Raw genomic sequence first — 13,471 nt, 5'->3', positions numbered from 1 at the left:
GTTTCGACGGTTACCTTGTTCAGCGAGTGACTCATAAGTCGCCGCCGTGGGTTGTGGGGGTCTCAACTATTCCACTCGCCCGGCGTCGAATGGTGGTGAACACTCCCCTGCATTAATCAAGAGGATGAATCATGAGTGACAAGGATAAACAGCCGTTGGCTGCGTCGGCTTCAGCCCCTGGGGCGGAGTCCGCCGATGCAGCGTTGCAACATATAGTTGACGGCTTTTTGCATTTCCATCACGACGTCTTCCCCCAGCAGGAAGAACTCTTCAAGAAACTCGCTACGGCGCAGAGCCCGCGGGCGATGTTCATTACCTGTGCCGACTCGCGCATCGTGCCGGAGCTGATCACCCAAAGCTCCCCCGGCGATCTGTTCGTAACCCGTAACGTCGGTAACGTGGTGCCTCCCTACGGCCAGATGAACGGTGGCGTGTCTACGGCCATCGAGTACGCGGTGCTCGCCCTTGGCGTACAGCACATCATCGTGTGCGGGCACTCCGACTGCGGCGCCATGCGCGCGGTACTCAACCCCGACAGCCTGGAAAAGATGCCGACTGTCAGGGCCTGGTTGCGTCACGCCGAGGTCGCCAAGGCCATGGTCCATGACAACTGCGACTGCGCCAATGAAGGCGAGAGCATGAAGGTGTTGACCGAAGAAAACGTCATCGCGCAGTTGCAGCATCTGCGCACCCACCCCTCGGTGGCTTCGCGCATGGCCAACGGTCATTTGTTTATCCATGGCTGGATCTACAACATCGAGACCAGCGAAATTCGGGCCTACGATGCGGAAAAGGCAGCGTTTCGACCGTTGAACGGCACCGAGCCGATCCCGTCCGCGACGCCTAGAGCGCGCTTCTAAAACACTTCCCCGCCGGGTAAAGCGGTGGCTGCCATGGATGCAGCCAGGCTTTGCCGTGCCCGGCGAATGCCTCGGGAGAGCCATCATGCGTGCTGCTCAATTGAAAGCTGTACTGCCGCGGGAGCTGCTCGCCTCCGTGGTTGTGTTTCTGGTCGCCCTGCCCCTGTGCATGGGGATCGCGATCGCGTCCGGCATGCCGCCGGCCAAAGGGCTGATCACCGGTATCATCGGTGGCCTGGTGGTGGGCTGGTTGGCAGGGTCACCGCTGCAGGTCAGCGGTCCGGCAGCGGGTCTGGCGGTGCTGGTGTTCGAGCTGGTGCGCCAGCACGGCATGCTGATGCTGGGGCCGATCCTGTTGCTGGCGGGTTTCCTGCAACTGGTGGCCGGGCGTTTACGTCTGGGCTGCTGGTTTCGTGTCACGGCACCGGCTGTGGTCTACGGCATGTTGGCGGGGATCGGCGTATTGATTGTGTTATCGCAGATCCATGTGATGCTCGATGGGGCGCCCAAGCCATCTGGGCTGGATAACCTGGCAGGATTCCCGGCGGCTGTGGCTGAAGCGGTTCCGACCCTCGGCGGCGGGCTGGGTTGGCAAGCCGGCCTGCTCGGCCTGTCGACCATGTTGGTGATGTACCTGTGGGATAAATTCCGTCCGCAACGGCTACGTTTCGTACCGGGCGCCTTGCTCGGCGTGGGCCTTGCGACCGTCACCAGCCTGGTGCTGGCGTTGCAGGTCAAGCGTGTGGAAGTCCCGGAAAATCTCGCGGATGCCATCGACTGGCTGCGCCCCAGCGACCTGCTCAACCTGGCTGACCCACAGCTGTTGATCGCGGCATTCGCCGTCGCGTTTATTGCCAGTGCCGAAACCCTGCTGTCTGCCGCCGCGGTGGACCGTATGCACAGCGGCCAGCGCTCCGATTTCGACAAGGAGTTGTCTGCCCAGGGTGTCGGCAACATGCTTTGCGGCCTGGTTGGCGCCTTGCCGATGACGGGCGTGATTGTACGCAGCTCAGCCAACGTCCAGGCCGGTGCTACCACGCGTTTATCGGCGATGTTCCACGGCCTGTGGCTGCTCGGCTTTGTACTCTTGCTGTCGAGCGTGCTGCAAAGCATTCCGGTCGCAAGCCTGGCGGGTGTGCTGGTGTACACCGGGATCAAGCTGGTGGACGTCAAGGCGTTCAAAGCACTGGGGCGCTATGGGCGGATGCCGATGTTTACCTATGCGGCCACGGCGCTGGCGATCATCTTTACCGACTTGCTGACCGGTGTGCTGGTGGGCTTTGGGCTGACGTTGCTTAAACTGGCCTTCAAGGCTTCGCGATTGAAAGTCAGTCTGATCGACCTGCCTCAAGAGGGTGAGATGGAGCTGCGCTTGACGGGTGCGGCGACCTTTCTGAAAGTGCCGGCGTTGACTCAGGTGTTGTCGACGGTGCCTGCGGGGACCATGTTGCACGTGCCGCTGAGTAACTTGAGTTATATCGACCACTCTTGCCTGGAGTTGCTGGAGGAGTGGGGCCGGGCCAATGCGGCCAAGGGCTCGACGCTGGTGATTGAGGCGCGTGGGCTCAAGCGCCGATTGGAAGGCCGGGTACGCACAACGGTGGGGATAGGTTCGGCGCCGTCCGTTACCTGACGAAACCGCATCAAAATGTGGGAGGGGCGGTGCGACGGTTCGACTTCCTCCCGATTGGGGTGTGTCAGCCAAAGAGATTTTGACTGGTCCACCGCTATCGGGGGTCGAACCGTCGCACCGCCCCTCCCACATTTGATCTTTGTAAACCGGACGATTTACGCCGGCTGATCCAGCGTCAGTTCAACCCCAAGCTGGCGCGACAGGCACGGCCAGCGTTTCCATGCCGCTTCGGTGCTCGGGCTCTTCAGTGTCTCGCGGTACGCCTCGACCGACTCCAGCGCAAAGCTGTCTTCGTTAAGCATTTCATCTACCGCGTGGTGTACGGCTTCATCCAACTGGTTGGCGAATGTTTCGCCGATCAATCGGTGAGCAATCACATTGGCCACGGTGGTATCCGCGGGAATCAACGGCTGGCCGAAATGTTTGATATACAGATCGTTGACCTCCTCCACCAGACGATGGGCCAGGTAAGCCTCGTCCAGCAGGCCGTCGAGGCCCTCGTGCCCAGCCATGATCGCGGGCGGTTGCAGGAAGAAGTGTTCGGCGATTTTCAGCACCGGCTTGATTTGGCTTTCAATTCCGGCCTCGCGGGCCACGTCATTGGCAGCGTCCAGCAAATCGGGAACCAGATCGATATAAGCGGTGACAAAGCGCGTCATGACAATGTTGCTATCACCGTCAGCCAAGGAAATAGCCGAATGCAGGTGCGGCAATTGTTTTTCCAGCTGTGTGGCAAGCTGGCCAGTGCTGGCTTCGTGTTGATGGGCACGGGAAATCTGCTCGCGCAATGCGGCGGTGTTCATGAAGGCTCCAGTGAAACAGGTGTAGGAAAAGGGAGAAGATAAGGTAGTTCGTTTATACGGGCGCCTAAGACGCATTTGTCATAATTATTTCATGGTTATGCAGGTGTGTTATATCGAAATGCCATCGTTCGTCGGATAAACGTTTGCGCCCCCGGTTTTATTGGGCCCGCTGGTCTGTTTTCGCTCATTTGCCCCTACACATTGCGGGGTTGCCCTGGCTGTCTATACTCGGGTTTGTACGCAATTAGCTGATGACGCCCAACTGCATGACGCAGGCAAGGCTTGGCGGTTGTAAGCAGTATGGAAGCCGCTCCCTTCGCCGCAGGTGCAAACCGGCGGGATAACAAGAAACATAAAGGGGAACCCGCAATGACGCGACATCCACACGTTTGGATGGGCCTACTGTTGTGGTCGGTATTCGGCCAGGCGCACGCCGCCTGGACAACGAATATGGCGCCAGGGGCTACTGAAGTCAGTCACGCCGTGTTTGACCTGCACATGACCATCTTCTGGATCTGTGTGGTGATCGGCATCGTCGTATTTGGCGCCATGTTCTGGTCGATGATCCTGCACCGCCGGTCCACGGGCCAGGTTGCGGCCAAGTTCCACGAGAGCACTACCGTGGAAATTCTCTGGACCGTGGTGCCCCTGCTGATCCTGGTGGCCATGGCCATTCCGGCGACCAAGACCCTGATCAACATCTACGACAGCAGTGAGTCGGATATCGATATCCAGGTCACCGGCTATCAGTGGAAGTGGCACTACAAGTACCTGGGCCAGGATGTGGAGTTCTTCAGCAACCTGGCCACACCCGCCGAGCAGATCCATAACCAGGCGACCAAAGGCGAACATTACTTGCTGGAAGTCGACCAGCCGCTGGTGTTGCCGGTGGGCGCCAAGGTGCGCTTCCTGGTGACCGCCGCCGATGTGATCCACTCTTGGTGGGTGCCGGCCTTTGCGGTCAAGCGCGACGCCATCCCAGGCTTCGTCAACGAGGCCTGGACCCGTATCGAGAAGCCGGGCATCTACCGTGGCCAATGCGCGGAGTTGTGCGGCAAGGACCACGGCTTTATGCCCATCGTGGTCGAGGTCAAATCCAAGGCCGACTACGACACTTGGCTCGGCGAGCGCAAGGAAGAGGCCGCCAAGCTCAAGGAGCTGACCTCCAAAGAGTGGACGCTGGATGAGCTGGTAGCCCGTGGCGACAAGGTCTACCACACCACCTGCGTGGCGTGTCACCAGGCTGAAGGCCAAGGTTTGCCGCCGATGTTCCCGGCGCTCAAGGGCTCGAAAATCGCCACCGGCCCAGCAGCCGATCACTTGGGCATCGTCTATCACGGCAAGCCCGGTACCGCGATGGCAGCCTTCGGCAAACAACTTTCGGAAGTGGATATCGCCGCTGTCGTGACCTACGAGCGTAACGCCTGGGGCAATAACAAAGGCGACATGGTCACGCCCAAAGACGTGCTGGCTCTGAAACAGGCGGAAAGCAAATGACTACTTTCGTTGCGAATGCCCTGAATCGCCCCGCTGACTCGCTTGCAGGAGAACGGCCATGAGCACTGTGATCGACCATGGTCATGCCGACCATGCCCACGGCCCCGCCAAAGGCTTGATGCGTTGGGTGCTGACCACCAATCACAAAGACATCGGCACGATGTACCTGTGGTTCGCCTTCACCATGTTCCTGCTCGGCGGCTCGTTCGCCATGGTGATCCGTGCCGAGCTGTTCCAGCCGGGCCTGCAGATCGTCGAGCCGGCGTTCTTCAACCAAATGACCACCATGCATGGCCTGATCATGGTGTTCGGCGCGGTGATGCCGGCCTTCGTTGGCCTGGCCAACTGGATGATCCCGTTGATGATCGGCGCGCCGGACATGGCCCTGCCGCGCATGAACAACTTCAGCTTCTGGCTGCTGCCGGCGGCATTCCTGCTGCTGGTGTCCACCCTGCTCAGCCCCGGTGGCGGGCCGAATTTCGGCTGGACCTTCTATGCGCCGCTCTCCACCACCTACGCACCGGAGAGCGTGACGTTCTTCATCTTCGCCATCCACCTGATGGGCATCAGTTCGATCATGGGCGCGATCAATGTGGTTGCCACCATCCTCAACCTGCGCGCGCCGGGCATGACCCTGATGAAGATGCCGCTGTTCGTGTGGACCTGGCTGATCACCGCGTTCCTGCTGATTGCGGTGATGCCGGTGCTGGCGGGCTGCGTGACCATGATGCTGATGGATATCCACTTCGGCACCAGCTTCTTCAGTGCTGCCGGCGGCGGTGACCCGGTGCTGTTCCAGCACGTGTTCTGGTTCTTCGGCCACCCCGAGGTCTACATCATGATCCTGCCGGCCTTCGGTGCCGTCAGCTCGATCATCCCGACCTTCTCTCGCAAGCCATTATTCGGCTACACCTCGATGGTCTACGCAACCGCCAGTATTGCGTTCCTGTCGTTCATCGTGTGGGCGCACCACATGTTTGTGGTCGGTATCCCGCTGGTGGGTGAGTTGTTCTTCATGTATGCCACGCTGTTGATCGCCGTGCCCACGGGGGTGAAGGTGTTCAACTGGGTCAGCACCATGTGGCAGGGATCACTGACGTTCGAGACGCCGATGCTGTTTGCCGTGGCGTTCGTGATCCTGTTCACCATTGGCGGTTTCTCCGGGCTGATGCTGGCGATTGCCCCGGCGGACTTCCAGTACCACGACACCTACTTCGTGGTGGCGCACTTCCATTACGTACTGGTGCCTGGGGCGATCTTCGGGATCTTCGCCTCGGCCTACTACTGGCTGCCGAAATGGACCGGCCACATGTACGACGAAACCCTGGGCAAATTGCACTTCTGGCTGTCCTTCGTGGGCATGAACCTGGCGTTCTTCCCTATGCACTTTGTGGGGTTGGCCGGTATGCCGCGCCGGATACCGGACTACAACCTGCAGTTCGCCGACTTCAACATGGTCTCGTCCGTGGGCGCCTTTATGTTCGGTGCTACGCAGATATTCTTCCTGTTCATTGTGATCAAGTGCATCCGTGGCGGCACACCGGCACCCGCCAAGCCGTGGGATGGGGCCGAAGGGCTGGAATGGAGCGTGCCCTCGCCCGCGCCTTATCACACCTTCACCACGCCGCCGGAGGTCAAATGAACAAGTCACCGCTGATCCCCTGTGGGAGGGGGCTTGCCCCCGATAGCGGTATGCCTGTCGACATCATTATTGGCTGTGAGGCAGCAATCGGGGGCAAGCCCCATCCCACACTTTCCTGGCTTGTCTCAGGTGAGCACCATGGCTGACTCCGTGCCCCTCAAACGCCTGGTCACCCGCCTGCTGATCCTGGTGCTGGCGATGTTCGCCTTCGGCTTCGCCCTGGTGCCGATCTACGACGTGATGTGCAAGGCGTTCGGCATCAACGGCAAGACCGCTGGGCAGTACGAGGGTGAGCAAATCGTTGACCCTTCGCGCCAGGTGCGGGTGCAGTTTCTGTCAACCAATGCCATCGACATGGTGTGGGAGTTTCATTCCAAGGCTGATGAAATCGTGGTCAACCCCGGGGCGGTCAACGAGATGCTGTTCGTGGCCTACAACCCCACCGATAAGCCGATGACGGCCCAGGCGATCCCGAGCATTTCCCCGGCCGAGGCGGCGATGTATTTCCACAAGACCGAGTGTTTTTGCTTTACCCAGCAGGTGCTGCAGCCAGGCGAGCGTATTGAAATGCCGGTGCGTTTTATCGTCGACCGCGCCATGCCCAAGGATGTGAAGCATTTGACCCTGGCGTACACGCTGTTTGATATCACTGCGCGGCAAGCGCCGGTGGCCGCGAACAGCGGCGGTTAGCTACTGTTTGCCCCCTCAATCAGGAGAGCGAATACATGTCGACTCATGATACGTACTACGTACCAGCGCAAAGCAAATGGCCGATAATTGCCACGATTGGCCTGCTGGTCACCGTGTATGGCCTGGCCGTATGGTTCAACGACTTAAAGGCGGCGCGCCCGGAGTCCCATGGCCCGTGGATCTTTTTCGTCGGCGGGCTGTTGCTGGCCTACATGCTGTTCGGCTGGTTCGGCGCGGTGATCAAGGAAAGTCGCGCCGGGTTGTACAGCGCACAGATGGACCGCTCGTTCCGTTGGGGCATGACCTGGTTCATCTTTTCCGAGGTGATGTTCTTCATCGCCTTTTTTGGTGCGCTGTTCTATGTACGCGTGTGGGCGGGCCCCTGGCTGGCGGGCGAAGGCCCCAAAGGCATCGCCCATATGCTGTGGCCGAATTTCGAGTTTGCCTGGCCGCTGCTCAACAACCCCGATCCCAAGCTCTACCCTGCGCCCAAAGGCACCATCAGCCCCTGGGGCCTGCCGCTGGTCAATACCATTCTGCTGGTGAGCTCCAGCGTGACCATCACCATCGCTCACCATGCGCTACGCAAAGGCCATCGCGGCGCACTGAAAATCTGGCTGGCGATCACCGTGCTGCTGGGCCTGGCGTTTCTCGGTTTTCAGGCTGAGGAGTACATCCACGCCTATAAAGAGCTGGGCTTGACCTTGGGCTCTGGCGTGTACGGCGCAACCTTCTTCATGCTCACGGGCTTTCACGGTGCCCACGTGACCATCGGCACCATCATTTTGTTTGTGATGCTGATGCGCATCCTGCGCGGGCATTTCAACGCCGAGCATCAGTTTGGTTTCGAGGCGGCCAGTTGGTATTGGCACTTTGTGGATGTGGTGTGGATTGGGCTGTTTTTCTTCGTCTATGTGCTGTGAGGTGGTTTACCACGGCACATGAGAGACCAGTTGGCCGCTGAAAAAGCCCCAGGCGATCAAGCCCACGGTGATGACGGCCAGTACCACGCGCACGGTCAAGGCAGTGACGAGGCGATTGGAGTTGCCCTCGTCCTTGACCAGGAAGAACAAGCCACTGAACAAGCTCACGACAGTCGCGATCAGCATCAGGGCAATGGCTGCTTTGAGCATGGTCTGGCTCCAGGGCTATAGGGGGAGGGGCGATGAGATCCAGTATAGCCAGTGCCGTGCAGCGCTTTCGTCCGGGTATCGCGCCGACGCTGGTGGTGCTGGTGTTGCTGCCATTGATGGTGAGCCTGGGATTCTGGCAACTGGCTCGAGGACATGAAAAACAGCTGCTGGTGGACAGCTATGCCGAGCGCCGCACCGCCGAGCCGGTGAACAGCGTGCAGCTCAACGACATGGCCGATCCTGCCTTTCGCCGCGTCCATCTTCGTGGTCAATTCGATGCCGAGCACAGCGTGCTGCTGGACAACCGTATGCGCGACGGCAAGGCGGGTGTCGAGCTGCTGCAGCCCTTCCACGACCAGGCCAGCGGCCTATGGTTATTGCTCAACCGCGGCTGGCTGCCATGGCCTGACCGGCGTACACCCCCGGCTTTTTCCACCCCCGGGCAGGCACTGAATCTCGACGCCTGGGTGTACGTCGCCCCCGGCGAGACTTTCCAGCTGCATGCCGACCCTGCGAGCGCGCAATGGCCACGTCTGCTCACAGCGCTGCACCCCGCCGCGCTGTGGGACGAGTTGGGGCGTAGCGGTTTTGCCTACGAACTGCGCGCTGAAGCGGGTCCTGGTACGTACGACACCACTTGGCCAATCGTCGCCATGGGCCCGGAAAAACACTTGGCCTATGCGGTGCAGTGGTTTGCCATGGCACTGGCGTTGCTGGTGCTTTACCTCTACTTCGGATGGCACAACAAAAAGGAGAAGCCCCATGGGAGCGGCCATGAATCCACCCAACATGTCTGAGGTGCCTGACCGCCGCAAAGGTCGCTGGCAACTGGTCCTGATCCTGCTCATGGTGGTCGGCCCGATGGTGCTGGCGACCCTGATGTACAAGCTGCAATTCTGGGTTCCAGACAGTCGCAGCTACCATGGCGAACTGATTGGCAACGGCCAGACCCGTGCCGACATCGGCGTACAGGCAGATGAAGATCGCTGGCAACTGCTGGTTACTGCCCCTGCCACGTGCGCTGCCGATTGCCAACAATTGGTCTACCTCGCTCGGCAACTGCAGATCGGCCTCGGTCGCGACGCCTCCCGTGCCAGCCACGCCCTGGCCAGCGCGCAGCCTGTCGCTGCGCAATACGACGCCAAGCTCAAGGCCGAATACCCACAACTGCAGCGTTACCCGCTGGATCTGCCGACCTTTACCAAGAGCGCTGCCGCCCCCGGCGAGGCGCAACTGTGGATCGTCGACCCCCACGGCAACCTGGTGCTGCGCTACGACGCCAAGGTCAAGGGCAAGGACTTGCTCAACGACCTGCGCCTGCTGCTGAAACTATCAAATATCGGATAAGGGCATCGTCATGGCCAAGCCTGGATTTCGCCTCGCGCTGTTTGCCACGTTACTGGCGCTGATTGTCGTACTGCTCGGAGCCTACACGCGCCTGACCCACGCCGGCCTGGGTTGCCCGGATTGGCCGGGTTGCTATGGTTTTATCAGCGTGCCCAACAGCGAAGCCCAACTGGCCCATGCCGAACTGCATTTTCCCGACACACCGGTAGAGGCTGACAAAGGCTGGGCCGAGATGACCCATCGCTACTTCGCTGGCAGCCTGGGGCTATTGATTGCGCTGTTGGCGGCGCGCTCGTGGAGCCATCGGCGTGACCCGGGCCAGCCGGTGAAATTGCCCTTGTTTGTGTTGGCGGTGGTATTTGCCCAGGCCGCCTTTGGGATGTGGACGGTGACCTTGAAGTTGTGGCCGCAAGTCGTCACCGGGCACCTGTTGGGTGGTTTTGCGACCTTGAGCCTGCTGTTTTTGCTGACCCTGCGTTTATCTGGCGTGCTGCCGGCGCTGATCGTGCCCAAGCGCCTGCAATATTGGGCGACGGCGGGCTTGGTGCTAGTGATCGGGCAGATCGCGCTGGGTGGTTGGGTCAGTTCCAACTACGCGGCCGTGGCCTGTGTCGATCTGCCGACCTGCCACGGCCAATGGTGGCCGGCGGCGGATTTTGCCAATGGGTTTCACCTGACCCAGCACATCGGCCCCAATTACTTGGGTGGTCAGCTCGACAGCGAGGCGCGCACGGCGATCCACCTGACCCATCGCATCGGCGCCGTACTGGTGACCCTGGTGCTTCTGGGCCTGGCCTGGCAACTGCGTGTCGTGGGCATGACGCGGCTGGCGGGTTTGCTGTTGATCGCCCTGGCTGCGCAAATCAGCCTGGGGGTGAGCAATGTGGCTTTCGGCCTGCCGTTGCCCGTGGCGGTGGGGCATAACGCGGGCGGAGCGGCGTTGTTACTGACTCTGGTGCTGGTCAATTACCATGCGCGTACCAGCCTGATCCGGGTTCGCCACCAGCTACCGTTCGGCTGGCGTTTCAGCCCGCGCAAACAGGTTTCCGGCCTGATCACCCTTAAAGGAGAGATGCCATGGCGACCTTGATCGGCGCACGTCACGCTCAGGCAATCTGGCGTGACTACCTGGAGCTGACCAAGCCGAAAGTGGTGGTGCTGATGCTGATCACCTCGCTGGTGGGCATGTTCCTCGCCACCCGCGCCGGGGTGCCCTGGACGGTGCTGGTGTTTGGCAACCTGGGCATTGCCCTGTGTGCGGGCGGTGCGGCGGCGGTGAACCATGTGGTCGATCGGCGGATTGATGCGGTGATGGCGCGCACCCACAAGCGACCGTTGGCCGAGGGGCGTGTGTCACCCATTGCAGCACTGACCTTTGCATTGGTTCTTGCTGTTGCCGGCTTGGCCCTATTGCTGGCGTTCACCAACCCGCTGGCAGCCTGGCTGACGCTGGCCTCGCTGCTCGGTTACGCAGTGATCTACACCGGTTTTCTCAAGCGCGCGACGCCGCAGAATATCGTCATCGGTGGCCTGGCCGGTGCTGCACCGCCGCTGCTGGGTTGGGTTGCCGTTACGGGGCATGTCAGCGCCGAACCCTTGCTGCTGGTACTGATTATCTTCGCCTGGACCCCGCCACACTTCTGGGCCCTGGCCATCCACCGCAAAGAGGAATACGCCAAGGCCGATATCCCGATGCTGCCGGTCACCCATGGCGAGCACTACACCAAGGTGCACATCCTGCTGTATACCTTCGCCCTGCTGGCGGTGAGCCTGTTGCCCTACGTCATTCATATGAGCGGCCTGCTCTACCTGGCTTGTGCCTTGGTATTGGGAGCACGCTTTCTGCAATGGGTCTGGGTGCTGTACCGTGACAGCCAGCCGCACGCGGCGATCAACACGTTCAAGTACTCTATCTGGTACCTGTTCCTGTTGTTTATCGCCCTGCTCGTAGACCACTACCTACTGTTGAACCTATGACTCGAACTCAAAAAACCGTCTTCATCCTTGTGGCCCTGGTGGCGTTGATCATGGGCCTGACCGTTAACAAAGTGCTCTCGGGCAAAGGTCAGGGCGACCCCACTGCGCTGATCGACGCCGGCATTATCCTGCTGCCGCAAAGCCGCCAGTTACCGCCGGTGAGCATGACCAACCAGGACGGCCAGCCGGTGCTGGTCAATGAGTTGAAAGGCAAGTGGAGCCTGCTGTTCTTTGGCTACACCTTCTGCCCGGATATTTGCCCGACCACCCTCGCCCAACTGCGCCAGATCAAGAGCGAGCTGCCCAAAGAGGCTGTGGATAAGTTTCAGGTGATCCTGGTCAGCGTCGATCCGAACCGCGATACCCCGACTCAGCTCAAGCAATACCTGGGCTACTTCGATCCGCAATTCGAGGGCCTGACCGGCGCTACTATAGAGGATGTGCAGAAGGTCTCGAATGCCGTGAGCATTCCCTTCATTCCGGCGGATACCAGCAAGCCGAACTACACCGTCGACCACAGCGGTAACCTGGCGCTGATCGGCCCGGACGGTACCCAGCGTGGGTTTATTCGTGCGCCGCTGAACAACCAGAAGCTGGTAGCGCAGTTGCCAGGGTTGCTACAGCGCAAATAAAGACAACACAAAGCAAATGTGGGAGGGGGCTTGCTCCTGATAGCTGTGGACCAGTCAGCTCATGCATCGACTGACACTCTGCTATCGGGGGCAAGCCCCCTCCCACATTAGGGTTTGTGCAAAGTTTAAAAAAGTGTGGTGTCGGACATTTCCTGCATGTTGTCGCGCTTTGCGTGAACTTGTTGGGTGGTGCTTGTGTGGCTAGTCTTTGGCCTGTCGCTGCAAATTCAGTGACAGGGTGTGGAAGCCCTTATATCGTTAGGCGCACAAAGCGCCACCTAGTGTCAGGCGCTTTTTCTTGCCTGTGTTTTAAGGTGGCTGTGCGTTGGATTGATCTCACAAGCGGCGCAAAACAAATGTGGGAGGGGGCTTGCTCCCGATAGCGGTGGACCAGTCAGCTCATGCATCGACTGACACTCTGCTATCGGGGGGCAAGCCCCCTCCCACATTTTGATCTTCAGTGTTTTGGAGATTGGGGCGGCTCAGAACGCTGGCTTGATCGCGCCTTTGTACTTCTCTTCGATGAATTTTTTCACTTCAGGCGTGTGCAGGGCTGCAACCAGCTTCTTCACCGCGTCCGAATCCTTGTTGTCTTCGCGGGTCACCAGGATGTTCACGTAAGGCGAGTCGCTGCCTTCGATTATCAGGGCGTCCTTGGATGGATCCAGCTTGGCTTCCAGGGCGTAGTTGGTGTTGATCAGCGCCAGGTCGACCTGGGTCAGCACGCGTGGCAAGGTGGCGGCTTCCAGTTCGCGGAATTTCAGGTTTTTCGGGTTCTCGGTGATGTCCTTGATGGTCGACAGGATGTCGGTCGGGTCCTTCAGGGTGATCAGGCCGTTCTTGGCCAGCAGCAACAGCGCACGACCGCCGTTGGTGGCGTCGTTCGGGATCACTACGTTGGCACCGCTTGGCAGCTCTTCCAGTTTCTTGTACTTGCTGGAGTAGGCGCCAAGGGGTTCCAGGTGCACGCCGCCAACGCTCACCAGGTGCGTGCCCTTGGCCTTGTTGAACTCATCCAAGTATGGCTGGTGCTGGAAGAAATTGGCGTCCAGGCGCTTTTCAGCGACTTGCACGTTGGGCTGCACGTAGTCGGTAAAGACTTTGACCTGCAAGTCCACGCCTTCTTTGGCAAGGGCAGGCTTCACGAATTCGAGAATTTCCGCGTGAGGCACCGGTGAGGCCGCGACCTTGATAGTCTCGGCATGGGCAGAAAACGCGGCAACGGCAGCGAAGGCAACCAGTAGTTTTTTCATCCAG

14 protein-coding genes are annotated in these 13,471 nt (G+C 60.0%); 11 read left to right on the top strand and 3 right to left on the bottom strand.

The genetic code is table 11. The features are described 5' to 3' along the window. The first annotated feature begins 131 nt into the window (after nucleotides 1–131). Both NMB39_RS28405 and NMB39_RS28400 read left to right on the top strand, forming a co-directional pair. Complete coding sequence (locus NMB39_RS28405) at nucleotides 132–860, top strand: carbonic anhydrase (protein WP_043048302.1); 729 nt, start codon at nucleotides 132–134, stop codon at nucleotides 858–860. Nucleotides 861–945: 85 nt separating this feature from the next. Then, entirely contained in the window at nucleotides 946–2,493 is a 1,548-nt protein-coding gene (locus NMB39_RS28400; RefSeq protein WP_494339761.1) for a SulP family inorganic anion transporter, read from the top strand. 155 nt (nucleotides 2,494–2,648) lie between these two features. Here the strand turns inward: NMB39_RS28400 and NMB39_RS28395 are convergent, their stop codons facing one another. Continuing rightward, a complete protein-coding gene (locus NMB39_RS28395) occupies nucleotides 2,649–3,296 on the bottom strand; it encodes a hypothetical protein (protein WP_043048304.1) in 648 nt (215 codons plus the stop codon). Between the two features lie 369 nt (nucleotides 3,297–3,665). Here NMB39_RS28395 and coxB point away from each other — a divergent pair, with 369 nt between their 5' ends. The 4 genes from coxB (at nucleotide 3,666) to NMB39_RS28375 (ending at nucleotide 8,048) form a co-directional block, all read left to right on the top strand. After that, a complete protein-coding gene (gene coxB, locus NMB39_RS28390; RefSeq protein WP_057011596.1) occupies nucleotides 3,666–4,793 on the top strand; it encodes a cytochrome c oxidase subunit II in 1,128 nt (375 codons plus the stop codon). Between the two features lie 58 nt (nucleotides 4,794–4,851). Next, nucleotides 4,852–6,435, top strand: coding sequence for a cytochrome c oxidase subunit I (gene ctaD, locus NMB39_RS28385; RefSeq protein ID WP_494339762.1), 1,584 nt, complete (start codon nucleotides 4,852–4,854; stop codon nucleotides 6,433–6,435). Nucleotides 6,436–6,573: 138 nt separating this feature from the next. Further along, nucleotides 6,574–7,125 (top strand): cytochrome c oxidase assembly protein, encoded by a 552-nt coding sequence (locus tag NMB39_RS28380; protein WP_124398841.1) that lies wholly within the window; start codon nucleotides 6,574–6,576, stop codon nucleotides 7,123–7,125. A gap of 35 nt (nucleotides 7,126–7,160) precedes the next feature. After that, on the top strand, nucleotides 7,161–8,048 hold the full coding sequence (locus tag NMB39_RS28375; protein WP_043048310.1) for a cytochrome c oxidase subunit 3: 888 nt from the start codon (nucleotides 7,161–7,163) through the stop codon (nucleotides 8,046–8,048). 6 nt (nucleotides 8,049–8,054) lie between these two features. Here the strand turns inward: NMB39_RS28375 and NMB39_RS28370 are convergent, their stop codons facing one another. Continuing rightward, nucleotides 8,055–8,258 carry a twin transmembrane helix small protein gene (locus NMB39_RS28370; protein ID WP_046070265.1) on the bottom strand — a complete coding sequence of 68 codons (204 nt, stop codon included), beginning with the start codon at nucleotides 8,256–8,258 and terminating at the stop codon, nucleotides 8,055–8,057. 32 nt (nucleotides 8,259–8,290) lie between these two features. Here NMB39_RS28370 and NMB39_RS28365 point away from each other — a divergent pair, with 32 nt between their 5' ends. Genes NMB39_RS28365 through NMB39_RS28345 form a run of 5 tightly spaced genes read left to right on the top strand, consistent with a single transcriptional unit; the run spans nucleotide 8,291 to nucleotide 12,214 of the window. Then, entirely contained in the window at nucleotides 8,291–9,055 is a 765-nt protein-coding gene (locus tag NMB39_RS28365) for an SURF1 family protein (protein ID WP_057023198.1), read from the top strand. Next, on the top strand, nucleotides 9,021–9,605 hold the full coding sequence (locus NMB39_RS28360; RefSeq protein ID WP_046072616.1) for a PA_0111/PP_0108 family redox-active disulfide protein: 585 nt from the start codon (nucleotides 9,021–9,023) through the stop codon (nucleotides 9,603–9,605). The genes NMB39_RS28365 and NMB39_RS28360 overlap by 35 nt, the downstream gene beginning before the upstream one ends. Before the next feature lie 10 nt (nucleotides 9,606–9,615). Continuing rightward, a complete protein-coding gene (locus tag NMB39_RS28355) occupies nucleotides 9,616–10,695 on the top strand; it encodes a COX15/CtaA family protein (RefSeq protein ID WP_494339763.1) in 1,080 nt (359 codons plus the stop codon). After that, on the top strand, nucleotides 10,683–11,582 hold the full coding sequence (cyoE, locus tag NMB39_RS28350) for a heme o synthase (RefSeq protein WP_464006557.1): 900 nt from the start codon (nucleotides 10,683–10,685) through the stop codon (nucleotides 11,580–11,582). Before NMB39_RS28355 ends, cyoE begins: the two co-directional genes overlap by 13 nt. Beyond that, the gene (locus NMB39_RS28345) at nucleotides 11,579–12,214 is read left to right on the top strand and encodes an SCO family protein (RefSeq protein ID WP_198719481.1); all 636 of its coding nucleotides are present in this window, start codon (nucleotides 11,579–11,581) and stop codon (nucleotides 12,212–12,214) included. Before cyoE ends, NMB39_RS28345 begins: the two co-directional genes overlap by 4 nt. Before the next feature lie 482 nt (nucleotides 12,215–12,696). On the opposite strand, the gene NMB39_RS28340 is transcribed toward NMB39_RS28345, so the two are convergent. Continuing rightward, nucleotides 12,697–13,467, bottom strand: coding sequence for a MetQ/NlpA family ABC transporter substrate-binding protein (locus NMB39_RS28340; protein WP_057023194.1), 771 nt, complete (start codon nucleotides 13,465–13,467; stop codon nucleotides 12,697–12,699). Nucleotides 13,468–13,471: the final 4 nt, after the last annotated feature.

It is taken from the genome of Pseudomonas sp. FBCC-B545, assembly GCF_059134095.1.
The sequence above is the reverse complement of the archived record's forward strand: the minus strand, read 5'-3'. Positions and strand labels throughout refer to the sequence as shown.